The following is a 23,361-nucleotide window of genomic DNA, read 5'->3' as shown; positions in this document are numbered from 1 at the left end:
CACGCCCGCTCCCGTAGACTCCGCCCGTGGTGAGCGCGCAGATCCAGGAGACCGTCAGGGTCACGGAGGTCGAGTGCGCCGACCCCCGGATCGACGGCTCGACCGTCTCGCTGACCTACCGGGCGAAGGCCGACGGCGCCACGGTGCACGAGTTCACCGAGACGATCGAGCTGCCCGGCAGCGTCGACCACGTGGACCCCGCCGTCCTCACCCCGGTGCTGCGGCTGCTCTCGCTCGCCGCGTCGCTCTCCTACTTCAAGGCGTTCGCGCCGGCCGCGATCGCGGTGCCGAGCGGGCTGACCGAGGCCGAGCGGCGGTTCGCGGGCGAGGTGACCCGGCACGGGCTGGGCGAGTTCGCCTACGTGAACCGGATCCCCGAGGTCTTCCGCACCGAGATCGCCGGCCCGACGCTGCCCGAGACCAGCCGCGGCACCAGCCCCGGCAGCGCGGCCACCCCCGAGGACCCGCGCCGCGCCCTGGTCGCGGTCGGTGGCGGCAAGGACTCGATCGTCTCCATCGAGGCGCTCAAGGGCGCCGGCCTCGACGTCGGCCTCTTCTCGGTCAACTCCTACGCCCCGATCGAGGCGACCGCGGTGGCGGCGGGCATCCCGCTCACCTCCGCGCGGCGCCGGCTCGACCCCGCGCTCTTCGAGCTCAACGCGGCGGGCGCGCCCAACGGCCACGTCCCGGTGACGGCGGTGAACTCGCTGGTCGCGGTGCTCACCGCCCTCGCCCTCGGGTACGACGCCGTGGTGTTCAGCAACGAGGCCAGCTCCTCCTACGGCAACGTGCACTGGGAGGGCCAGACGATCAACCACCAGTGGTCCAAGGGGATCGACTTCGAGCGGCTGCTGCGCGAGAGCCTGCCGGCCGGCGCCCCGCAGTACGTCTCGCTGCTGCGCCCGCTCACCGAGCTGCGGATCGCGCGCGGGTTCGCCCGGCTCAGCGGCTACCACCCGGTCTTCACCAGCTGCAACCGCGCCTTCAAGCTCCGCGCGGAGGACCGCACCTCGTGGTGCGCGGACTGCCCGAAGTGCCGGTTCGTCTTCCTCTGCCTCGCGCCCTTCGTCAGCCGGGCGGCGCTGCTGGAGATCTTCGGCGGCCGCGACATGTTCGCCGACGCCAGCCAGCTGACCGGCTTCCAGGAGCTGCTCGGCGTCGAGGGCCTGCTCAAGCCGTTCGAGTGCGTCGGCGAGCCCGACGAGTGCCGGGTCGCTCTGTCGCTGCTGCGCGAGCACGCCGACTGGGCCGACCACCCGTTCCTGGCGCTGCCGGAGATCGCGCCGATCACCGCCACCGACGCCGAGCGGGAGGCCGTCTTCGCCTTCCGCGAGGACGAGCACCTGCTGCCGCCGAGCCTCGAAGCGGTCGCCCGTGCGGTTTGAGGAGCTGACCGGCGCCACCGTGGTGATCTGGGGCGCCGGCCGCGAGGGGCGCGCCGCCCTGGCCGAGCTCGGCCGCCGCGGCGTCGGCGCGGTCGTCGCGGTGACCGGCGACGGCGCCGTACCCGACGACCTCGCCCCGGTGGCCGTCACCGGCGACGCCGCCGTAGCAGCACTGGAGTCCGCCGACGCGGTGGTGAAGTCCCCCGGCGTCCCGCACACCGAGCCGCAGTTCCTGCGCCTGCGCGAGCTCGGCGTCACGGTCACCTCGCTGACCGACCTGTGGCTCTCGGCGAACCCCGACCGCGTGATCGGGGTGACCGGCACCAAGGGCAAGAGCACCACGTCCTCGCTGATCCACCACGTGCTGGGCGGGGTGGGGCTGAGTGCCTCCCTCGTCGGCAACGGCGGCACCCCGGTGACCGCCGGGGACACCGGCGAGGCGCAGGTCGCGGTCACCGAGGTCTCCAGCTACCAGGCGGCCGACCTGACCGCGTCGCCGCGCGTCGCGGTGGTCACCTCCCTCTACCCCGAGCACCTGCCCTGGCACGGCGGCTACGAGCGGTACGTCGCCGACAAGCTCAACCTCCTCGCGCACGGCCCCGAGGCGGTCGTGGTGCCGTCGGCCGGCGGCGAGCTGGCCCGCCTGGCCGCGTCCCGGCTGACCGCCGACACCCGGCTCATCGCCCCGTTCGACATGGGGATCGCCTTCTCCGACTCCGGCCTGTCCTGGGACGGGATCGGCAGCCTCGGCGCCGCGGAGATCCCGGTGCGCGGCCTCCACAACCTCGGCAACGTCGCCCTCGCGCTCACGGCCGTGACCGCCTACGCCGACCTCGACCGCGACGGCCGGATCCACGCCCTGGAGTCGCTCCGCACGTTCGCGCCGCTGGAGCACCGCCTGGAGCACGTGCCCTCCGACGACGACCGGACGTGGGTGGACGACAGCCTGGCGACCGCGCCGGAGGCCGTGGTCGCCGCGCTGCGGGCCTACCCCGGCTCCCGGGTCACCCTGCTCGCCGGCGGCGCCGACCGCGGCCTCGCGTTCGCCCCGCTCCTCTCCTACCTGGCCACCCGGTCCCCGGGCACCGGGGCCGCGGCCGCCCGCGCGGTCGACGTGATCGCCGTCGGCCCCGCCGGCAAGCGACTGCTCGCCGAGGCCGGCGACGCCCTGCCCGGGGCCCGGCTGGCGCCCAGCTTTGCCACCGCCCTGGCGTGGGCCCGCGAGGACGGCGCCGCCCACTCCGACGTCGTGCTGCTCTCGCCGGGTGCGCCGAGCTTCGACGAGTTCGCCAGCTACGAGGAGCGCTCCGCCGCGTTCCGCGCCGCCGCGGCCGGCGACGCCTGAGACCCGACCGAGCCCGACCGAGCCCCGGCGACCGGCATGACGACCCGCTACTCCCTCGACGGCGTCCCCGTCGCCGCGGTGCCTCCGGACCTCGCGCTCTACCCCTACGGCGCCTTCACGACGTTCGTCGCCGTCGACGGCACGGTCCTCGGCTGGCGCCGGCACCTGGCCCGGCTGGCCCGCGGCGCCGAGGAGCTGTGGGGGCACCGGCTCGACCACGACCGGGTGCGGGACGCCGTCCGCGCCCACCTCGCCGACGCCGCCTCCGGCGACGGCACGGGCCCGGTGACCGTCCGCGTCACCGCCTACCCCGCCGACCTCCGGCTCGCCGCGCCCGAGGAGGCGCGCGGCTGCCGTCTCCTGGTCTCTTCCTCCCCCGCGACGTTCCCGTTCGAGCCGGTCGAGGGCCTCACCGCGCGCACCGCCCAGCACACCCGCGCCCTGGCCCACCTGAAGTCCACCGACCTGCTCACCCAGATCCGGCTGCGCCGCGACGCCCGCCTCGCCGGGTACGACGACGCGCTGCTCGTCGACGGCGACCGGGTCCTGGAGGGCACCACCTGGAGCGTGCTGGCCTGGCGGGGCGGCACGGTCGGCACGCCCGACGCCGACGTCCTCGACAGCATCACGGTCGCCCACCTCGCCGAGGTCGCCGCCGGGCTGGGCCACGCGGTCGAGCGCCGCACGGTCACGCTGGCCGACCTGGCCGCCGCGGAGCTGGTGCTCGCGGTCAACGTCAACGCCCCCGCCCGCGCGCTCGCCCGCGTCGACGACGTGGACCTGCGGGTCGACCGGCCGCTGCTGGAGGCCGTCGCGTCGGCGTACAGCGCGCTGCCGCGCGAGCCCGTCTGAGCGTTCGGCCCCGTGGATCGCCTCGAAAGAAGGGGTCCGAAGGACTGGGGAATATCCCCCCGGGGGGTTAAGGTTGTGCCTGTCGTCGGGTGCAGCAGCACCCATCCACCTCCGCCGAAGCCCCGCGCAAAGGAGCCCGCGACCATGATCTTCACCCAGTACTACCTCGACTGCCTGTCCCAGGCCTCGTACCTCATCGCGGACGAGGCCTCCGGCAACGCCGTCGTGGTGGACCCCCGCCGCGACATCGGCGAGTACCTCGCCGACGCCGAGGAGCGCGGCCTGACGATCGTGGGCGCGATCAACACCCACTTCCACGCCGACTTCGTCTCCGGCCACCTCGAGCTGGCGGCCGCGACCGGCGCGTGGATCGGCTACGGCGAGGTCGCCGAGACCGAGTTCGACTCCCGCTCCCTGGCCGAGGGCGAGCGGATCCCGCTCGGCGGCGCGGACGGCGTCACCCTCGAGATCATGGCGACCCCCGGGCACACCCCGGAGTCGATCAGCGTGCTCGTCTACGAGCACGGCACCGACGCGGTCCCCTACGGCGTGCTCACCGGCGACGCGCTCTTCATCGGTGACGTCGGGCGCCCCGACCTGCTGGCCTCCTTCGGCGTCACCGCCACCCAGCTCGGCCAGATGCTCTACGACTCGGTCCAGCACAAGCTGATGGGCCTGGCCGACGAGGTCCGGGTCTTCCCGGCCCACGGCGCCGGCTCGGCGTGCGGCAAGAACCTCTCCACCGAGACGCAGTCGACCATCGGCGAGCAGCGGCGCTTCAACTACGCCTGCCAGCCGATGACCGAGGAGCAGTTCCTCGCCGTCGTCACGGCCGGCCAGCCGCCGGCGCCGGAGTACTTCGTCTACAACGCCACCCTCAACCGCCAGCAGCGCGACCTGCACGCCCCGGACGCCGAGCTGCCCGCGCTGGACGCCGCGGCGTTCGACGCGGCGGTCGCGGCCGGCGCCGTCGTCATCGACGCCCGCGAGAACACCGCCTTCGCGGCCGGCCACCTGGCCGGCGCGATCAACGTGCCCGTCGACGGCCGGATGGCCGAGACCGTCGGCATGGTCACCGACCCGGACGCGAAGATCGTCCTGATGGCGGCGGACGGCGAGGAGGGCGAGGCCGCGACCCGCCTGGTCCGGATCGGCTTCGACGGCGCCATCGGCTACCTGGACGACGTCGAGGGCTACCTGCTCTCCCACGAGTCCCAGGTCCGGCGCGCGAGCCGGCTCACCCCCGACCAGCTGGTGCGGGCGCAGAACGAGGGACCGGTCCAGGTCGTCGACATCCGCGGGCCGGGCGAGATCGAGGCCGGGATGATCGCCGGCGCCCTCACGATCCCCCTCGCCGAGCTGCGCAACCGGGCCGGCGAGCTCGATCCGCACGCCCCGACCGTGCTGTACTGCGCGGGTGGGTGGCGGTCCTCGGTGGGCGCCAGCCTGCTGCGCTCCGAGGGATTCGACGACGTCTCCGACATCCTGGGCGGCTACAGCGCCTGGGACGCGATGGCACTGGCCTGACCCCCGACCCGATCACCGACCGACCCCACCACCAGAACTGCTGAAAGAGGAACCACCATGTGCTCTCCGGCCACCTGCAACAACTGCGGCAAGGCGTCCTACACCGGCTGCGGCCAGCACGTCGAGCAGGTCCTGGGCCACCTGCCCCAGGACCAGCGCTGCCAGTGCGACGCGCAGCCGCTCGCCGACACCCTGATGGGCAAGCTCTTCGGTCGCTGACCGGTCGCCGTTGGTTGAGGTGCGAGGCCGCCCGCGGCCGAGCCTCGAAACCAAGGCACCCCGGTTGTGGTGGTTTCGAGGCTCGCTTCGCTCGCACCTCAACCACCGGCCAGGCTCGCTTCGCTCGCACCTCAACCACCGGCCAGGCTCGCTTCGCTCGCACCTCAACCACCGGCCTGGCTCGCTTCGCTCGCACCTCAACCACCGGCCAGGCACGAGCCCCACGCGACAGCGGCCGCACCCGAACCCGGGTGCGGCCGCTTCGTCGTACCGCTCAATCGTTGCGGGGGAAGCCCAGGTTGATCCCGCCGTGCGACGGGTCCATCCAGCGTGAGGTGACCGCCTTCTCGCGGGTGAAGAAGTCGACGCCCTGCGGCCCGTAGGCCTTCGCGTCGCCGAACAGCGACTGCTTCCAGCCGCCGAACGAGTGGTAGGCGACCGGGACCGGGATCGGCACGTTGACGCCGACCATGCCCACCTGGGCGTCGCGGACGAACCGTCGGGCGGCGCCGCCGTCGTGGGTGAAGATCGCGGTGCCGTTGCCGTAGGGACCGCCGTTGACCAGGTCCACCCCCTCCTCGTACGTCGCCACCCGCACCACCGACAGCACCGGACCGAAGATCTCGTCGGTGTAGACCTTCGACGTGGTCGGCACGTGGTCGACCAGCGTGGGCCCGAGCCAGAACCCGTCGGCGGCGCCGTCGGCCTCCACGGCCCGGCCGTCGACGACCACCGAGGCGCCGTCGGCCTCGGCCACGTCGAGGTAGCCGGCCACCTTGTCCCGGTGCTCGCGCGTGATCAGCGGGCCCATGTCGCAGGCGCGGCGGCCGTCGCCGGTGACCAGCTTGCCCATCCGGTCGGTGATCCGGTCGATCAGGTCGTCGCCGATCGGGTCGACCGCGACGACCACCGAGACCGCCATGCAGCGCTCGCCGGCGGAGCCGAAGCCGGCGTTGACCGCGGCGTCGGCGACCAGGTCGAGGTCGGCGTCGGGCAGCACCAGCATGTGGTTCTTCGCGCCGCCGAGCGCCTGGACCCGCTTGCCGTGGGCGGTACCGGTCTCGTAGACGTACCGCGCGATCGGGGTGGAGCCGACGAACGAGATCGAGGAGACGTCGGGGTGCGTCAGCAGCGCGTCCACCGCCTCCTTGTCGCCGTGCACCACGTTCAGCACCCCGGGCGGGAGACCCGCTTCCGCGAACGCCTCGGCGATCCAGTTCGAGGAGCTCGGGTCCTTCTCGCTCGGCTTGAGCACCACGGTGTTGCCGGTCGCGATCGCGATCGGCACGAACCACAGCGGCACCATCGCCGGGAAGTTGAACGGGGTGATCACGCCGACCACGCCGAGCGGCTCCTTGAGGGAGTAGACGTCGACGTCGGTGGCCACCTCGAGGGAGTGCGCACCCTTGGACAGGTGCGGGCTGCCGCAGGCGAACTCGACGACCTCCAGGCCGCGGGCGATCTCGCCGGCGGCGTCGGAGAGCACCTTGCCGTGCTCGGAGGTGAGGATCGCGGCCAGCTCGTCGCGACGGTTGTTGAGGATCTCCCGGAAGCCGAACATCACCTGCTGGCGGCGGGCGATCGAGGTGCGGCCCCAGGTCGCGAACGCCTCGGTGGCGGCGGCCACGGCGGCGTCGAGGTCGGTGGCGTTGCCCAGCCGGACGTGCTTGGTCACCTCCCCGAGCGCGGGGTCGTGGACCGGGGCGGTCCGGGACGACGTACCGGCGGTGAGGGCGCCCCCGATCCAGTGGTCGAGGACGGGCAGGTCGGTGGTGGCGGTGTCGGACACGGTTTCAGAGCTCCTCGTCGAGCTGGCTCAGGACGGTGTCGTAGATGCCCAGCGCGGTGTCCACCTCGGCGGCGGTCACCACGCAGGGCGGTACGACGTGGATGCGGTTGTCTGCGATGAACGGGAGCAGCCCGGCGCCGACGAGCGCGGCCTTCGCGCGCGCCATGGTCGCGGGCGGCAGCGGGGCCCGGGTGGCGGGGTCGGCGACGAGCTCGAGCGCCCAGAAGACGCCGGAGCCGCGGGCCTCGCCGACCACCGGGTGCCGCTCGGCCAGGTCGCGCAGGCCGGGGCCGAGCACGTCGGCCCCGATCAGCTTGGCGTTCTCGACGATCCCCTCGGACTCCATCGCGTCCAGGGTGGCCACGATGGAGGCGGCGCCGAGCGGGTGGCCGGAGTAGGTGAGGCCGCCGGGGAAGACCCGCTCGTCGAACGTGGCGGCGATCTCGTCGCTGATCACCACGCCGCCGATCGGCACGTAGCCGGAGTTCACGCCCTTGGCGAAGGTGATCAGGTCGGGGGTCACGCCGAAGGCGTCGAAGGCGAACCACTCGCCGGTGCGGCCGAAGCCGGCCATCACCTCGTCCAGGATCAGCTTGATGCCGAACTCGTCGGCCAGCGCCCGGACGCCGGGCAGGTAGCCGGGCGGGGGCACCATGATCCCGGCGGTGCCGGGCACGCTCTCCAGCAGGATCGCCGCGACGGTGGAGGGGCCCTCGCACTCGATCACGCGGCGCAGGTGGTGCAGCGCGCGCTCGCACTCCTCCTCGGGCGTGGTCGCCCAGAACTCGCTGCGGTAGAGGTAGGGCCCGAAGACGTGGACGTGGCCGCGGGCGTACTCGTTGGGGATCCGGCGCCAGTCGCCGGTCGCGGTCACCGCCGCGGTGGTGTTGCCGTGGTAGGAGCGGTAGCGGGAGATGATCTTGTCCCGGCCGGTGTGCAGCCGGGCCATCCGGATCGCGTTCTCGACCGCGTCCGCGCCGCCGTTGGTGAAGAAGACCTTGTTCATGCCCGTGGGCGCGCGGTCGGTGATCCGCTCCGCGGCCTCGCCGCGGGCCAGGTTGGCGATCGCGGGGCCGATCGTTGCGAGCTTCTCGGCCTGCTCCTTGATCGCGGCCACCACGGCCGGGTGCTGGTGGCCGATGTTGACGTTGACCATCTGGCTGGAGAAGTCCAGGTAGCGGTTGCCCGCGTGGTCCCAGACCGTGCTGCCGGAGCCGCCGGCGAGGACGAGGGGGTCGAGCGCACCCTGGGCCGACCAGGAGTGGAACACGTGCGCCCTGTCCAGGCGCTTGGCCTCGGCGTCGAGGTCGACCTGGGTCTCGATATCGGTGGTCACGGTTCCGTTCCTTTCGCGGGGGATGTGTCGAGTCTCGTCCTCGGGGAGGTCGTGTTCAACGGCCGGCGGTGCTACCGGTGGTTGAGGTGCGAGGCGCCCCGGCGCCGAGCCTCGAAACCACCCCTGTCGACGAGGGGTGGTTTCGAGGCTCGCTTCGCTCGCACCTCAACCACCGGAGTGGGTCAGCTGCCGCCCTCGGTGAGGGTCACCTCGATCGGCTCGAAGTCCGAGCCGGTCGTGTCGACGTCGCCGCCAAGCTCGGAGATGGCGTCCTCGATGTAGGCGTTGTCGTAGGCGGTGGCCGGGGGCTCCTCGGTGATGAGGTGCTGGCCCTGCTCGTTGACCGCCGCCAGGGCGCCGGCGACCGTCTGGTCCCAGGCGGCCGCGTCGATCACGCCGATGCCGTCCGGCGAGGGCCAGATCAGCTTGTTGGTCTCGTTGGCCATCCACAGCTCGTGGCTCGGGCCCCAGCTGGAGCCGGCGGCGACGGTGATCTCCGCGGCCGACTCGACGTTGTCGCGGGCGTAGGCCCAGCCCTTGATGACCGCCTTGAGGAACGCGACGGCCGTGTCGGCGTAGTCCACGTCGGACTCCAGGCGCTCGGCGTCGGCCCAGATCGCGTCCTGGAGCATGCCGCCCTCGGTGTCGGCGTACGAGATCACGTTGAAGTCGTCCGGCGTGTAGAGCTCACCGGTGTCGGGGTCGACCGACTCGAGCAGCTGGGCGTACTCGTTGTAGGTCATCGCCTGCGCCGCGTCGATGTCGCCCTGGAGGAACGCGTTCATGTTGAAGTCCTGGGTGACGATCTCGACCGAGGTCGAGTCGAGGCCCTCCGCGGCCATGGCGGCGAAGATCTCCCACTCGTTGCCGAAGCCCCAGGAGCCGATCTTCTTGCCCTCGAAGTCCGCGACCTCCTCGATGCCCGAGTCGGCCCAGGCGACCTGGAGCGTGCCGGAGCGCTGGAAGATCTGGGCGATGTTGGTCAGGTTCGCACCCTGCTCGATCGAGCCGAGCACCTTCGGCACCCACGCGATCGCGAAGTCGACGTCGCCGTTGGCCAGCGCGTCCTGCGGGACGATGTCGCCACCCGACGGGATGATCTCGACCTCGAGGCCCTCCTCCTCGAAGAAGCCCTGGTCGACGGCGGCGTAGTAGCCGGCGAACTGGGCCTGCGGCAGCCACTGCAGCTGCAGCTTGACCTCGGTCAGGTCACCGGAGGCGGAGCCGCCCCCGCTGCCCTCGTCGTCGTCGCTGCCGCACGCGGCGAGGACGCTGGTGGAGGCCAGGAGGGCCGCCGTCACCGCGAGTCCGCGGCGCACAGATGTCAGCATGCTGTTTCCTTCCAACGGGTGGTGATGAGGACGTACGCCGCGCCACGCTGCGCCAGGCGGACGGTGCGGCCGGGGCTCACGTGAGGGCCCCGGTCGGCAGGAGGCGCTGCACGAGCCTTTCGAGCAGCGCGGTCACGACGTACGCGACCAACCCGAGAACGATGGCGGCCGCGACGTAGGCCCACGCGCGTGCGTAGGCGCTGGTCGCGGCGCTGGTGGAGATGAAGCTGCCGAGGCCGCCGCGCGGGCCGCCGAAGTACTCGGCGACCAGCGCGGAGATGACGGCCAGCGAGCTGGCGACGCGGATGCCGGTGAGCACGTACGGCGCCGCCGAGGGCAGCGTCAGCGTGCGGAACCGCTGGCCGGGCGAGGCGGCGTAGGCGCGCATCAGGTCCCGGTGCAGCGCGGTCGTCTGGTGCAGGCCGCGGACGCTGTTGACGTAGACGGGGACGAACGCGGCGATCCCGGCGATCACCCGGCGCCCGTACTCGCTGTCGGCGCCGTACATCGAGTTCAGCACCGGGGCCAGCGCCACGATCGGCACCACGGCCAGGCCGGCGACGACCGGGGCGAGCATCCCCTCGGCCCAGCGGGCGCTGCTGGCGATCGCGGCCAGCCCGACCCCGACCAGCGTGCCGCCGACCAGCCCGATGAAGGCGTTGGTGCCGGTGATCCAGAAGGCCTCGCGGATCGCGTCGGCGTTGGCCCGCCACTCCTCGGCGATCTCCGCCGGGCCGGGCAGCAGGTACGGCGACACCTCGACCACCGAGACCAGGAACTGCCACACGGCGAGCCCGACCAGGCCCACCACGACCGGGGCGGCGACGCGGCCGATCCGCGTCCACCCCGGCGGTGCGCCGGTCGCGCTGGCGCTGCTCACCGCGCCTCCCGGCCCGACCCGGTCACGGGGGTGCCGTGCAGCGCCTCGCGCACCTCGGTGACCTTGGCGAAGAAGTCGCGGTCCTCGCGCAGCGCGTCGTCGCGGGGGACGTCGCGCCCGATGCCGGTGACCACCTCGCCGGTGATCCGGCCCGGCCGCGGCGACATCACCACGACCCGGTCGGCGAGGAAGACGGCCTCGGGGATCGAGTGGGTCACGAAGACGACGGCGGCGCCGGTCTCGGCGCAGATCCGGGCCAGCTCGGCCTGCATCCGCTCCCGCGTCATCTCGTCGAGGGCGCCGAACGGCTCGTCCATCAGCAGCAGCCGCGGCTGCTCGGCCAGGGACCGGGCGATCGCGACGCGCTGCTGCATGCCGCCGGAGAGCTGGTCGGGGTGGTGGCCGGCGAAGTCGGAGAGCCCGACCATCTCCAGCAGCTCGGCGACCCGCGCCTTGCGCTCGCCGCGGCCGAGGCCGTGCAGCTCCAGCGGCAGGGCGACGTTGGCGGCGACGGTGCGCCACGGCAGCAGCCCGGCCTGCTGGAACGCGATCCCGTAGTCCTGGTCGGCGCGCGCGGTGGCGGCGGCCTTGCCGAACACCTCGACGGTGCCGGAGGTGGCCGACTCGAGGTCGGCGATGACCCGCATCAGGGTCGACTTGCCGCAGCCGGACGGCCCGATCAGCGCCGCGAACTCCCCGGGGGCCAGGGTGAGGTCGACGTCGCTGAGCGCGTGCACGACCCCGGCGCGGGTGCCGAAGGTCTTGGTCACGCCGCTGACCCGGACGGCCGGCACCGCCGTGCCGGTGGCGGCGGGGGCGCCGACGGGGGTGGCGGCGGCGCCGACGGGGGTGGCGGCGGCGTTGTCGGAAGGCTGGGTCACGGGGCCTCTCCACGTCGGTAGGGGCGCAGCAGGACGCCGATGAGGGTGACGACGGCGCCGGCCACGAGCCCCAGCGCGATCGCGCCGAAGATCGGGGCCCACGCCTTGGCGGGGTCGCCGGAGGCCTGCCCGGCGTAGGAGACGAGCAGCCGGCCGATGCCGTCGAGGTAGCCGGTGGAGACCTCGGCGACGACCGTGCCGACGACGGCGCTGGCCGCGCCGAGCCGCAGGGCCGGCAGCAGGTAGGGCACCGCGGAGGGGATCCGGACCCGGAGCAGGGTGGCCCACCAGCCGGCCGCGTAGGCGCGCATCAGGTCGGCGTGGATCGCCGAGTGCGACTGCAGCCCGCGCAGCGCGCCGACGGCGACGGGGAAGAACGCCAGGTAGCTGGCGATCACCGCGACCGAGAGCCACGGCGGCCACTCCCAGGAGCCGATCTCGATCCGCGACCCCCAGGAGCGCACGATCGGGGCGAAGGCGATCAGCGGGACGGTCTGGCTGAGCACGATCCAGGGCAGCAGGCCCCACTCCACGACCCGGACCCGCGCCATCGCCACGGCCAGCAGCAGCCCGACGGTGGTGCCGACCACCCAGCCGACCGCGGCGATGCCGAGCGAGACCAGTGCCGCGGCGGCCACGGTCTGCCAGAGCGCCTCCTCGGCGATGCTGGTGGTCGGCTCGAAGAGGCGGCGCACCATGTCCCAGACGTGGGGCATGGCGAGGTCGGTGGTGCGCGGCAGCACCCGCGTCTCTCCGATCAGCACGCCGTCCTCGGGGGCGAGCGCCTTGTAGGCCTCCCACAGCGCGGCCACGGTGAGCAGGCCGAGCAGCCCGAGCGCGACGACGCGCAGCCGGCCGAGGGCGCCGAGCCCGCGGTGCCGCCGGTGCGGGGTCGCGTCGGCGCCGGAGGGCGCGCCCGGGGGTGCTCCGGGCGCGCTCGTGGTCAGGGCGGTCGAGGTCATCGGTCGCGGGTCAGGCCTTCGCGGTCACGTGGTCGCGCAGGTGGGGCATGATCGACTCGCCGTACACCCGGAGCGTCTCCTCCTTGTTGTCGTGCTGGAGGTAGATCGCGAACTGGTCCACGCCGATCGCCTTGAGCTCCTCGAGCTTGGCGACGTGCTGCTCGGGGGTGCCGAGCAGGCAGAACCGGTCCACGATCTCGTCGGGCACGAAGTCGACGTGGTCGTTCTCGGCCTTGCCGTGGGTGTTGTAGTCGTAGTCGGTGCGGCCCCGGATGTAGTCGATCAGCACCTCGGGGAAGTCCGCCTCCTCGCCGTACTTGGCGACGATGTCGGCGATGTGGTTGCCGACCATGCCGCCGAACCACCGGGTCTGGGAGCGCATGTGCTCCCACGACTCGGGGGTGTCCTCGCCGACGTACGCCGGCGCGGCGACGCAGAAGGTGAGCGAGTCGGGGTCGCGGCCGGCCGCCTCCGCGGCCGCCTTGACCTGGTCGATCATCCACTTCGCGACGTCCACGTCGGCCAGCTGCAGGATGTAGCCGTCGCCGGCCTCGCCGGCCGCCTTGAGGGCCATCGGGCCGTACGCAGCGATCCAGACCTCGAGCTCGGAGGTGCGCGCCCAGGGGAACTGCAGGGTGGCGCCGTTGACCTCGGCCGGGCGGCAGCTGCCCAGCTCGCGGATCACGTGGGTGGCCTCGCGGACCTCCTTGAGCGTGGTCGGCCGGCCGTTGAGCACCCGGACAGCGGAGTCGCCGCGGCCCATGCCGACCACCGTGCGGTTGCCGTACATCTCGTTGAGCGTGGCGAAGACCGAGGCGGTCACCGTCCAGTCGCGGGTGGCGGGGTTGGTCACCATCGGCCCGACGATCACCCGCCGGGTCTCGGCCAGGATCTGGCTGTAGATGACGTACGGCTCCTGCCAGAGCAGGTGGCTGTCGAACGTCCACACGTAGTCGAAGCCGTGCTCCTCCGCCTGCTTGGCCAGGCCCACGGTGCGCCAGGCCGGCGGGTTCGTCTGCAGGACGACGCCGAAGTCCATCTGTCTGCCTCTCCTTCTGCCGGTGGTTGAGGTGCGAGCGAAGCGAGCCTCGAAACCACCTCGTGGTCGGTTCCCCTTGGTTTCGAGGCTCGGCCGCGGGCGGCCTCGCACCTCAACCAGCGGGGATGTCAGTGCAGGTACTGCGTCAGGCCGCGCTTGAGGTACTGGCCGTGGCCGGCCCGGCCGTGGAACTCGCCGTCGGAGACGAGCACGGAGCCGCGGCTGATCACCACGTCCACGTGGCCGTCGATCTCGTAGCCCTCCCAGGCCGAGTGGTCCATGGCCATGTGGTGAGTCTTCCCCTCGCCGATGCCGATGGAGGTGTGGCCGTTCGGGTCGTAGACGACGATGTCGGCGTCGGCGCCCGGCGCGATGACGCCCTTCTTGCCGTACAGCCCGAACATCCGGGCCGGGGTGGTGGAGGTGATCTCCACCCAGCGCTCCAGGGTCAGCTGGCCGGTCACGACGCCCTGGTAGAGCAGGTCCATCCGGTGCTCGATCGAGCCGATGCCGTTGGGGATCGCCCGGAAGTCGCCCTTGCCGAGTTCCTTCTGGTCCTTCATGCAGAACGGGCAGTGGTCCGTGGAGACCATCTGCAGGTCGTTGGTGCGCAGCCCCTGCCACATCGCGTCCTGGTGGCCCTCCGCGCGGGAGCGCAGCGGGGTCGAGCAGACCCACTTGGCGCCCTCGAACTCGCCCCACTGCTCGCTGACGGCGCCGAGCTGCTCCTCCAGGGAGAGGTAGAGGTACTGCGGGCAGGTCTCGCCGAAGACGTTCTGGCCGCGGTCGCGGGCCGCGGCGAGCTGGGCCACCGCCTGCTGGGCGCTGACGTGGACGACGTACAGCGGCGCGTTGGTGAGGTCGGCCAGCATGATCGCGCGGTGGGTGGCCTCCTCCTCCATCTGCCAGGCGCGGGCGACGCCGTGGAAGTACGGCGTGGTCTTGCCGGCGTTGTAGAGCTGCTCGGCGAGGACGTCGATGGCGGGGCCGTTCTCGGCGTGCATCATCGTCATCAGGCCGGATTCGGCGGCCACCTGCATGGCCTTGAGGATCTGGGCGTCGTCGGAGTAGAAGACGCCCGGGTAGGCCATGAACAGCTTGTAGGAGGTGATCCCCTCGTCGACGAGGGTGGTCATCGCCTTGAGCGACTGCTCGTCGACGCCGCCGATGATCTGGTGGAAGCCGTAGTCGATCGCGCAGTTGCCGCGGGCCTTGTCGTGCCAGGCGGAGAGGCCGTCCTCGACCCGCTCGCCGTAGCGCTGCACGGCGAAGTCGATGATCGAGGTGGTGCCGCCCCAGGCGGCGGCGGTGGTGCCACTCTCGAACGTGTCGATGGCGTGGGTGCCGCCGAACGGCAGCTCCATGTGGGTGTGGGCGTCGATGCCGCCCGGGATGACGTACTTCCCGGTCGCGTCGACCACCCGGTCGACGCTCGCGGCGAGGTCGCTGCCCAGCAGGGTGGAGCCGGGGGCGAGGACGGCGACGATCGTCTCGCCGTCGACCAGGACGTCGGCCTCGGTGCGGCCGGTGGACGACACCACGGTGCCGCCGGTGATCAGCAGGGTGCTCATGTCACTCCCCTTGTCGAGGTGGCTCGGCTGGTGGACTCAGGGCCGGGTCACGGCTGGGTGATCGCGGCGTAGGAGTCCGGCCGGCGGTCCCGGTAGAACTGCCAGTCGTCGCGCATCTTCTGGACCAGGTCCATGTCCAGGTCGCGGATCAGCAGCTCCTCGGAGTCGGAGCTGCCGAGGTCGCCGACGAAGTTGCCGCGCGGGTCGATCACCTGGCTGGTGCCGTAGAAGTCCACGGCCTCCTCGCCGTACTCGTTGTCCTCCAGCCCGACCCGGTTGGGCTGGAGCACGAAGTAGCCGTTGGCGACCGCGGCGCACGGCCCCTCGACCTCCCAGAGCCGGTTGGAGAGGCCGGGCTTGGTGGCGTTGGGGTTGAAGACCATGTGGGCGCCGTTGAGCCCGAACTCGCGCCACCCCTCGGGGAAGTGGCGGTCGTAGCAGATGTAGACGCCGATCGGCCCGACCGCGGTGTCGAAGACCGGGTAGCCGAGGTTGCCGGGCCGGAAGTAGAACTTCTCCCAGAACTTGTCGACGTGCGGGATGTGGTTCTTCCGGTACTTGCCGAGGATCGTCCCGTCGGCGTCGACCACCACCGCGGTGTTGTAGTAGACGCCGGTCTGCTCCTCCTCGTAGATCGGGAGGACCATCACCATGTGCAGCTCCTTGGCGAGGGCCGCGAAGCGCTGCACGATCGGGCCGTCGGCCGGCTCCGCGTAGCGGTAGTACTTGGGGTCCTGCGTGATCCCGAAGTAGGGGCCGTAGAAGAGCTCCTGGAAGCACATCACCTGGGCGCCGGCGGCGGCCGCGTCCCGGGCGAACTTCTCGTGCCGGTCCAGCATCGAGTCCTTGTCACCGGTCCACGTGGTCTGGCTGATCGCGGCGCGCACGATGGTCATCGGTACCTCCGTCGAATCGTTCGTCGGGTCGTTCAGGCTGCTGAGAGTTCCGTTATCCTTGGACTTGAACATTTCGCGTGGATTTCTTCAATGTACCCCTCTCGTGGCTTTTGTGAAGGCCGTTGCGAGGCGGACTTCCCCACCTCTAGGCAGGGCTGATGACCGCTCACGACCCGGGCCTGGCTCCGGTCCTCGACCTCGCCGACCGGACCCCCCGCGGCATCGCCGGCGCGTACGGCCGGGCGATCCGCTCGGGCGAGCTGCGCCCCGGCGAGCGGCTGCCGACGGTGCGGGACGTCGCGGCCGCGCTCGGCGTCTCCCCGGCGACGGTCTCGTCCGCGTGGCAGGCGCTGCGGCGTACCGGACTGGTGGTGTCGCGCGGCCGCGCCGGCTCGTTCGTCCGGGCCGAGGAGGTCGGCTGGCTCTCCCCGCGGCACCGCGGGCTGGTCGGCGCCGAGCCGGACCGGCTGCGCCTCGACCTCTCCCGCGGCACCCCCGACCCCGCGCTCCTGCCCGACCTCGGGCCCGCCCTGCACCGCGTCGGCCAGCGGGCCGGGACGGCGGCGTACCAGGACGAGCCGGTGCTGCCCGGGCTGCGCGACGCGCTGCTGGCCACCTGGCCCTACCCGGCACCGTCGCTGACCGTGGTCGACGGCGCCACCGACGGCATGGCCCGCACGCTGGAGCAGGTGGTGGGGTACGGCGACCGCGTGGTGCTCGAGTCGCCCGGGTTCCCGCCGCTGTTCGACCTCGTCGAGGAGCTCGGCGGCGTGGTCGTGCCGGTGGGGCTGGACGAGCACGGGGTGCGGCCCGACGACCTGCGCCGGGCGCTCGAGCAGCAGCCGGTCGCGGTCGTGCTCCAGCCCCGCGCGCAGAACCCCACCGGGGTCTCCACCACGACCGCGCGCGCCCGGCAGCTGGTCGACGTGCTGCGCCGGGGCAAGGACGTGCCGTGGGTGGTCGAGGACGACCACTCCGCCGGGATCAGCGCCGGCGCCGACGTCAGCCTCGGCACGTGGCTGCCCGAGCGGGTCGTCCACCTGCGCTCGTTCTCCAAGTCCCACGGCCCGGACCTGCGGATCGCCGCGCTCAGCGGGCCGACCGCGATGGTCGACCGGATCGTCGCCCGGCGGATGCTCGGCCCCGGCTGGACCTCCCGGATGCTGCAGACCATCCTGCTCGACCTGCTCACCGCGGCGTCGTCGCTGGAGCAGGTGACCGAGGCGCGGCGCCAGTACTTCGCCCGCCAGCGGGTGCTCGTCGACGCCCTGGCCGAGCACGGCGTCGAGGTGCCCACCCCCGACGGGATCAACCTGTGGCTGCCGGTCGCCGAGGAGCGGGCCGCGCTGGTCGAGCTGGCCGCCGCCGGGATCCGCGTCGCCGCCGGCGCTCCGTTCCTGGCGGCCGACGGGGCGGACGGGGCGTCGTACGTCCGGGTCACCTCGGGGCTGGTCCACCCCGCCGACGCGCCCGAGCTGGCCCGGGCGCTGTCGGCGGCGGCGCGGGCCGGCTGAGTTCGCCGTCGTCACATCCAGATTGGCCCCTTTTCGGCGCGGAATGGGGCCAATCGGGATGTGACGACGGAGCACGGCATCCACCGCAGGCACGGAGCGCTTTGTGCAGACCCTCCAAGAGTGCGGGGCCAACGTTGGGGCCTACGGCCGCGCTACGGGGGTACCCGGTGCGGAAACCTACAAGGGTGACTTCTCCGGCGGCTGAGCACTCCGTTTCCGACCCCACGCGCGACCCGGAGGCGTTCCGGCGGATCGCGATCGTCAACCGCGGTGAGGCCGCGATGCGCCTGATCCACGCGGTGCGCGACCTGAACGCCGAGGGCGCGGACCTGGTCACCATCGCGCTGCACACCGACGTCGAGCGGACGGCGATGTTCGTCCGGGAGGCCGACGAGGCGTACCTGCTCGGCCGTGCCGCCGACCGGCCCTACATCGACCTCGCCGCCCTGGAGCGGGCCCTGGTCGAGTCCCGGGCCGAGGCGGTCTGGGTCGGCTGGGGCTTCGTCGCCGAGGACCCGGCGTTCGCCGACCTGTGCGCCCGGCTCGGGATCACCTTCATCGGCCCCAGCGCCGAGGCCATGCGCAAGCTCGGCGACAAGATCGGCTCCAAGCTGATCGCCGAGGAGGTCGGCGTACCCGTGGCGCCGTGGAGCCGCGGCGGCGTGGACACCCTCGACGAGGCGCTCGCCGCCGCGGAGTCGATCGGCTACCCGCTGATGCTCAAGGCGACCGCCGGCGGCGGCGGCCGCGGCATCCGCCGCGTCGACACGGCCGCGGACCTCGCCGACGCTTACCAGCGCACCCGCGACGAGGCCGAGCGCGCCTTTGGCAGCGGCGTCGTCTTCCTGGAGCGGCTGGTCACCGGCGCCCGCCACGTCGAGGTGCAGGTGATCGCCGACGGCCAGGGCACGGCGTGGGCGGTCGGCGTCCGCGACTGCTCCGTCCAGCGGCGCAACCAGAAGGTGATCGAGGAGTCCGCCTCCCCGCTGCTGGAGGCCCAGCAGGCCGAGGACCTCAAGGCCTCGGCCGAGCGGCTCGCGCTCGCGGTCGGGTACGCCGGCGCGGGCACCGTCGAGTTCCTCTACCACCCCGGCGAGCGCACCTTCGCCTTCCTCGAGGTCAACACCCGCCTCCAGGTCGAGCACCCGATCACCGAGGTCACCACCGCGCTGGACCTGGTCAAGCTGCAGATCCACGTCGCCTCCGGCGGCCGCCTCGAGGGCGAGCGGCCCGGCGAGGCCGGCCACGCCGTCGAGGCGCGGCTCAACGCCGAGGACCCCGACCGCGACTTCGCGCCCTCCCCCGGCCGGATCGCCCGGCTCCAGCTGCCCGCCGGTCCCGGCATCCGCGTCGACACCGGCGTCGCCGAGGGCGACACCATCCCCGCCGACTTCGACTCGATGATCGCCAAGATCATCGCCTCGGGCCGCACCCGCGACGAGGCGCTGGCCCGGCTGCGCCGCGCGATGGCCGAGACCACCGTCGTGATCGAGGGCGGCGTCTGCAACAAGTCCTTCATCCTCGACCTGCTCGACCAGCCCGAGGTGGTCGGACCTGGCCGGGGCGGCACCTCCGGGGGCCTGGGGGCGGAGCCCCCAGTGTGGGCGGACACGGGTTGGATCGACCGGGTCCGCGCCGAGGGCCGCCTGGTTGCCCACGAGCACTCCGGCATCGCGCTCGTCGTCGCCGCCATCGAGGCGCACGAGGAGCAGCAGGCGATCGAGGTGGCGCGCCTCCTGGAGACCGCCCACGGCGGCCGACCGCAGGTCCAGCACCAGGTGGGCGGGACCATCGACCTCAAGCTGCGCGGCGTCGCCTACAAGCTCGTCGTGCTGCAGGTCGGGCCGCACCGCTACCGCGTCACCCTCGGCGCGGGCGGCGAGCAGCAGACCGTCGAGGCCGAGCTCGTCCGGATCGACGCCGACCGCAGTCAGCTGCTGGTCTGCGGCCGCCGGTTCCGGCTGGTCACCGCCTCCCACGGCCCGGTGATGCTGGTCGAGGTCGACGGCGTCACCCACCGCGTCTCCCGCGACGAGGGCGGCGTGCTCCGCTCCCCCGCCCCCGCGCTCGTCGTGGCCACCCCGACCACCGTCGGCGACGTCGTCGAGGCGGGCGCCCCGGTGCTGGTGCTGGAGTCCATGAAGATGGAGACGGTGCTGGTCGCGCCGTTCGCCGCCCGGGTCCGCGAGGTGCTGGTGATCGCCGGCAGCCAGGTCGAGACCGGCGCCGCGCTGGTCCGCCTCGACCCGGTCGCCGACGGTGACGACGAGACGCCCGAGGAGACCGACGAGGCCGGGCCCGGCATCGAGCTGCCCGAGCCCACCCCGAACGGCGACGCGGCCGGGCGGGTCGCCCGCGGCCTGACCGACCTCGCCGCGCTGCTGCTCGGGTACGACGTCGACGCCCGCGACGGCGGCTCGCCGCTGCCGGCCTACCTGGCCGCGCGCGAGGAGCTCGCCACCGCCGGGGCCGACGTGATCGGCGCCGAGATCGAGCTGCTCGAGATCTTCGCCGACATGGCCGAGCTCAGCCGCAACCGGCCCGCCGGCGAGGAGATGCACACCGAGCTGCGGGTGCACAGCTCGCGCGAGCACTTCCACACCTACCTGCGCAGCCTCGACGTCGAGCGCGACGGGCTGCCCGACCACTTCCGCGACCGCCTGTGCCGCGTGCTGGGCCACTACGACGTGGACGGGCTGGACCGCACCCCGGAGCTGGAGCAGGCCGTCCACCGGATCTTCCTCGCCCAGCAGCACACCGGCCCCGACACCGAGGTCGCCACCGCCGTCCTCGGTCGCTGGGCGGCCGACCCCGCGCCGTCCGAGGAGCTCGCCACCCGGGCCCGCGGCCTGCTGGAGCGCCTCGTCCGCGCCACCCAGCTGCGGCTGCCGGTCGTCGGCGACCTCGCGCGCAGCATCCGGTTCCGCTGGTTCGACCAGCCCGAGGTGGACCGGGAGCGCGCCAGCGTCGTGGCCGGCGTCGGCGACGAGGTCGCCGCGCTCGCCGCCGACCCGCACGCGACCGACTACGACGCCCGGATCGCCGCCCTGGCCGCGATCCCCGAGCAGCTCGTCGGGTTCCTCGCGGAGCGACTCGAGGGCGGCGTACCGGAGCACGAGCCGATGCTCGAGGTGCTGATCCGCCGCCACTACGGCGAGCACGACCTGCGCTCGGTGCACACCTTCTCCACCGACGGGCGCCCGGCGGTCACCGCCGAGTACACGATCGCGGGGCTCAAGACGCGGATCCTCAGCACGCTCGGCTCGGTCGAGGAGCTGGGCGACGCCACCGGCGCGCTGAGCACGCTGGTCGTCGAGCACCTCGCCGCCCGCACCCCCGGGTACGACGGCGTGGTCGACCTCTACCTGTGCTGGCCCGAGCAGCCGGAGTCCGACGACGAGACCAGCGCCGCGCTGGCCGAGATCCTCGGCACGCTGCCGTGGGTCCAGGACACCCGCCGCGTGCTGGTCGCCACCTGCGCCGGCGGCGGCCGGCCGGTCGGGTACTTCGAGTTCCGTCCCGCCCCCGACGCTGCCGACGGTTCCGGCGTCGCCGAGGACACCCTCGTCCGCGGCGTCCACCCGATGGTCGGCGAGCGGCTCAACCTGCGCCGGCTGCGGAACTTCGACGTCACCCGGCTCCCCGCACCCGCCAGCGTCTTCCTGTACGAGTGCGTCGCCAAGGAGAACCCCAGCGACCGCCGGCTCGTCGCCCTGGCGCAGGTGCGCCAGCTGAGCGTCGTGCGCGACGAGGACGGCGAGGTGGTCGGCGTACCGCACGCGGAGCGGGCGATCGAGAACTGCCTGGAGTCGATCCGCCGCGCCCGCACCGCCCGCGGCGCGGCCGGCAGCAAGCTCGACATGAACCACGTCTGGGTCCACGTCTGGCCGGTGGTCGACGCCGACATCTCCCAGCTCACCGCGCTGCAGGGCAAGATCACCCCGCTCACCGACGGCGCCGGGATCCACGAGGTGGTGGCCGAGGGCCGGCTGGCCTCCGACGACGGCCCGGTCCCGGTGAGCATCCGGTTCCACCGCCAGCCCGGCGCGGGCATCACCGCCTCGGTCGCCTCGCCCACCACCGAGCCGCTGCGGCCGCTGGACGACTACGACGCCAAGGTGCTGCGCTCGCGGCGCCGCGGGCTGGTCTACCCCTACGAGCTGGCCGACATCCTGGCCGGCCCCGGCGGCACCATGGTCGAGCACGACCTGGACGAGGACGGCCGCCTGGTGCCGGTCCACCGCCGCTACGGCCTCAACAAGGCCGGGATCATCTGCGCGGTGGTCACCACCAAGACCGAGCTGCACCCCGACGGCATGACCCGGGTGCTGCTCTGCGGCGACCCGACCAAGGCGCTCGGCGCGGTCTCCGAGCCGGAGTGCCGCCGGATCATCGCCGCCCTCGACCTCGCCGAGGAGATGGGCGTCCCGGTCGAGTGGTTCGCGATCTCCGCCGGCGCCCGGATCTCGATGGACTCCGGCACCGAGAACATGGACTGGGTGGCCGCCGCGCTCAAGCGGATCGTCACCTTCACCCAGGACGGCGGCGAGATCAACGTCGTGGTGGCCGGCATCAACGTCGGCGCCCAGCCGTACTGGAACGCCGAGGCCACGATGCTGATGCACACCAAGGGCATCCTGGTGATGACCCCGGACAGCGCGATGGTGCTCACCGGCAAGCAGTCGCTGGACTTCTCCGGCGGCGTCTCGGCCGAGGACAACTACGGCATCGGCGGCTACGACCGCGTGATGGGGCCGAACGGGCAGGCGCAGTACTGGGCGCCCGACCTGGCCGGGGCGTTCGACGTGCTGGTCGCGCACTACGACCACACCTACGTCGTACCGGGTGAGAAGGGGCCGCGCCGCGCGCCGACGACCGACCCGGCCGACCGGGACATCTCGGTCTACCCGCACGCGTCGGCCGACAGCGACTTCACCACCGTCGGCCAGATCTTCGACCCGGCCCACAACAAGGACCGCAAGAAGGCCTTCGACATCCGCACCGTGATGCGGGCGGTCGCCGACCAGGACCACACCACGCTCGAGCGGTGGGCCGGCATGGCCGACGCCGAGACCTCGGTGGTCCTCGACGCCCACGTCGGCGGGTTCCCCGTCTGCCTGCTGGGCATCGAGTCGCGGCCGGTGCGCCGCCGCGGCTTCCCGCCCACCGACGGCCCGGACACCTACACCGCGGGCACGCTGTTCCCGCGGTCGTCGAAGAAGGCGGCGCGGGCGATCAACGCCGCGTCGGGCAACCGGCCGCTGGTCGTGATGGCGAACCTGTCGGGCTTCGACGGCTCGCCGGACTCGATGCGCAACCTGCAGCTGGAGTACGGCGCCGAGATCGGCCGCGCGATCGTCAACTTCGACGGCCCGATCGTCTTCTGCGTGATCTCGCGCTACCACGGCGGCGCGTTCGTGGTCTTCTCCAAGGCACTCAACCCGTCGATGACGGTGCTGGCGGTCGAGGGGTCCTACGCCTCGGTGATCGGCGGCGCGCCCGCCGCGGCCGTCGTCTTCGCCGGCGAGGTCGACAAGCGCACCGCCTCCGACGCCCGGGTGAAGGAGCTGGAGCAGCGCCTGTCGGCGGCCACCGGCGCCGAGCGCGGGGCGCTGGCCGGTGAGCTCACGGAGACCCGCGCCGCCGTACGGGCGGAGAAGATCAACCAGGTCGCCGGGGAGTTCGACGGCGTGCACGACATCCACCGCGCGGTGGCCGTCGGGTCGGTCGACGCGGTGATCACCGGTGCCGAGCTGCGGCCGCGGATCGTGGCGACGATCGAGGAGTTCCTCGCCCGGGGGTGAGGCCGGTCTGGGCGTCGTCACATCCAGAAT

16 protein-coding genes are annotated in these 23,361 nt (G+C 72.9%); 7 read left to right on the top strand and 9 right to left on the bottom strand.

Annotated features, from left to right (window positions below; translation table 11 throughout):
* Positions 1 to 26 precede the first annotated feature (26 nt).
* The 5 genes from ABLM29_RS02410 (at position 27) to ABLM29_RS02390 (ending at position 5,328) form a co-directional block, all read left to right on the top strand.
* On the top strand, positions 27 to 1,385 hold the full coding sequence (locus tag ABLM29_RS02410; RefSeq protein WP_349712066.1) for a MurL-like N-terminal domain-containing: 1,359 nt from the start codon (positions 27 to 29) through the stop codon (positions 1,383 to 1,385).
* Positions 1,375 to 2,730, top strand: a complete 1,356-nt coding sequence (gene murD / locus ABLM29_RS02405) for a UDP-N-acetylmuramoyl-L-alanine--D-glutamate ligase (RefSeq protein ID WP_349712065.1) — start codon at positions 1,375 to 1,377, stop codon at positions 2,728 to 2,730. The genes ABLM29_RS02410 and murD overlap by 11 nt, the downstream gene beginning before the upstream one ends.
* A gap of 36 nt (positions 2,731 to 2,766) precedes the next feature.
* Entirely contained in the window at positions 2,767 to 3,582 is an 816-nt protein-coding gene (locus ABLM29_RS02400; RefSeq protein WP_349712063.1) for an aminotransferase class IV, read from the top strand.
* A 144-nt stretch (positions 3,583 to 3,726) separates the two neighbouring features.
* A complete protein-coding gene (locus ABLM29_RS02395) occupies positions 3,727 to 5,109 on the top strand; it encodes an MBL fold metallo-hydrolase (protein WP_349712061.1) in 1,383 nt (460 codons plus the stop codon).
* Positions 5,110 to 5,166: 57 nt separating this feature from the next.
* Positions 5,167 to 5,328 (top strand): DUF8730 family Cys-rich protein, encoded by a 162-nt coding sequence (locus ABLM29_RS02390; RefSeq protein WP_349712059.1) that lies wholly within the window; start codon positions 5,167 to 5,169, stop codon positions 5,326 to 5,328.
* Between the two features lie 274 nt (positions 5,329 to 5,602).
* On the opposite strand, the gene ABLM29_RS02385 is transcribed toward ABLM29_RS02390, so the two are convergent.
* From ABLM29_RS02385 to ABLM29_RS02345, 9 genes are all read right to left on the bottom strand, one after another.
* Positions 5,603 to 7,117 (bottom strand): CoA-acylating methylmalonate-semialdehyde dehydrogenase, encoded by a 1,515-nt coding sequence (locus tag ABLM29_RS02385; protein WP_502889146.1) that lies wholly within the window; start codon positions 7,115 to 7,117, stop codon positions 5,603 to 5,605.
* A 4-nt stretch (positions 7,118 to 7,121) separates the two neighbouring features.
* Positions 7,122 to 8,453: an aspartate aminotransferase family protein gene (locus ABLM29_RS02380; RefSeq protein ID WP_349712058.1), complete on the bottom strand. Its 1,332-nt coding sequence runs from the start codon at positions 8,451 to 8,453 to the stop codon at positions 7,122 to 7,124.
* A 182-nt stretch (positions 8,454 to 8,635) separates the two neighbouring features.
* Complete coding sequence (locus tag ABLM29_RS02375) at positions 8,636 to 9,784, bottom strand: ABC transporter substrate-binding protein (RefSeq protein ID WP_349712057.1); 1,149 nt, start codon at positions 9,782 to 9,784, stop codon at positions 8,636 to 8,638.
* Between the two features lie 76 nt (positions 9,785 to 9,860).
* On the bottom strand, positions 9,861 to 10,664 hold the full coding sequence (locus tag ABLM29_RS02370; RefSeq protein WP_349712055.1) for an ABC transporter permease: 804 nt from the start codon (positions 10,662 to 10,664) through the stop codon (positions 9,861 to 9,863).
* The gene (locus ABLM29_RS02365; protein ID WP_349712053.1) at positions 10,661 to 11,545 is read right to left on the bottom strand and encodes an ABC transporter ATP-binding protein; all 885 of its coding nucleotides are present in this window, start codon (positions 11,543 to 11,545) and stop codon (positions 10,661 to 10,663) included. Before ABLM29_RS02365 ends, ABLM29_RS02370 begins: the two co-directional genes overlap by 4 nt.
* Positions 11,542 to 12,507: an ABC transporter permease gene (locus tag ABLM29_RS02360; protein WP_349712051.1), complete on the bottom strand. Its 966-nt coding sequence runs from the start codon at positions 12,505 to 12,507 to the stop codon at positions 11,542 to 11,544. Before ABLM29_RS02360 ends, ABLM29_RS02365 begins: the two co-directional genes overlap by 4 nt.
* Before the next feature lie 10 nt (positions 12,508 to 12,517).
* A complete protein-coding gene (locus tag ABLM29_RS02355) occupies positions 12,518 to 13,546 on the bottom strand; it encodes a TIGR03842 family LLM class F420-dependent oxidoreductase (protein WP_349712049.1) in 1,029 nt (342 codons plus the stop codon).
* A 128-nt stretch (positions 13,547 to 13,674) separates the two neighbouring features.
* Positions 13,675 to 15,117, bottom strand: a complete 1,443-nt coding sequence (gene hydA, locus ABLM29_RS02350; RefSeq protein WP_349712047.1) for a dihydropyrimidinase — start codon at positions 15,115 to 15,117, stop codon at positions 13,675 to 13,677.
* 47 nt (positions 15,118 to 15,164) lie between these two features.
* Entirely contained in the window at positions 15,165 to 16,013 is an 849-nt protein-coding gene (locus tag ABLM29_RS02345; RefSeq protein WP_349712046.1) for a nitrilase-related carbon-nitrogen hydrolase, read from the bottom strand.
* Between the two features lie 158 nt (positions 16,014 to 16,171).
* On the opposite strand from ABLM29_RS02345, the gene ABLM29_RS02340 reads away from it, so the two are divergent.
* Positions 16,172 to 17,527: an aminotransferase-like domain-containing protein gene (locus ABLM29_RS02340; protein ID WP_349712045.1), complete on the top strand. Its 1,356-nt coding sequence runs from the start codon at positions 16,172 to 16,174 to the stop codon at positions 17,525 to 17,527.
* Positions 17,528 to 17,712: 185 nt separating this feature from the next.
* Positions 17,713 to 23,331, top strand: coding sequence for an ATP-binding protein (locus tag ABLM29_RS02335; protein WP_349712043.1), 5,619 nt, complete (start codon positions 17,713 to 17,715; stop codon positions 23,329 to 23,331).
* Positions 23,332 to 23,361: the final 30 nt, after the last annotated feature.

It is taken from the genome of Nocardioides sp. YIM 152588 (assembly GCF_040191335.1).
Classification (GTDB): Bacteria; Actinomycetota; Actinomycetes; order Propionibacteriales; family Nocardioidaceae; genus Nocardioides.
This window is presented reverse-complemented; position numbering and strand designations above follow the sequence as displayed.

Bases quoted from the DNA above. Each gene is read 5' to 3' on its own strand.
- ABLM29_RS02400 (WP_349712063.1), top strand. From the start codon at position 2,767: ATGACGACCCGCTACTCCCTCGACGGCGTCCCCGTCGCCGCGGTGCCT.
- ABLM29_RS02395 (WP_349712061.1), top strand. From the start codon at position 3,727: ATGATCTTCACCCAGTACTACCTCGACTGCCTGTCCCAGGCCTCGTAC.
- ABLM29_RS02390 (WP_349712059.1), top strand. From the start codon at position 5,167: ATGTGCTCTCCGGCCACCTGCAACAACTGCGGCAAGGCGTCCTACACC.
- ABLM29_RS02375 (WP_349712057.1), bottom strand. From the start codon at position 9,784: ATGCTGACATCTGTGCGCCGCGGACTCGCGGTGACGGCGGCCCTCCTG.
- ABLM29_RS02360 (WP_349712051.1), bottom strand. From the start codon at position 12,507: ATGACCTCGACCGCCCTGACCACGAGCGCGCCCGGAGCACCCCCGGGC.
- ABLM29_RS02355 (WP_349712049.1), bottom strand. From the start codon at position 13,546: ATGGACTTCGGCGTCGTCCTGCAGACGAACCCGCCGGCCTGGCGCACC.
- hydA (WP_349712047.1), bottom strand. From the start codon at position 15,117: ATGAGCACCCTGCTGATCACCGGCGGCACCGTGGTGTCGTCCACCGGC.
- ABLM29_RS02345 (WP_349712046.1), bottom strand. From the start codon at position 16,013: ATGACCATCGTGCGCGCCGCGATCAGCCAGACCACGTGGACCGGTGAC.
- ABLM29_RS02340 (WP_349712045.1), top strand. From the start codon at position 16,172: ATGACCGCTCACGACCCGGGCCTGGCTCCGGTCCTCGACCTCGCCGAC.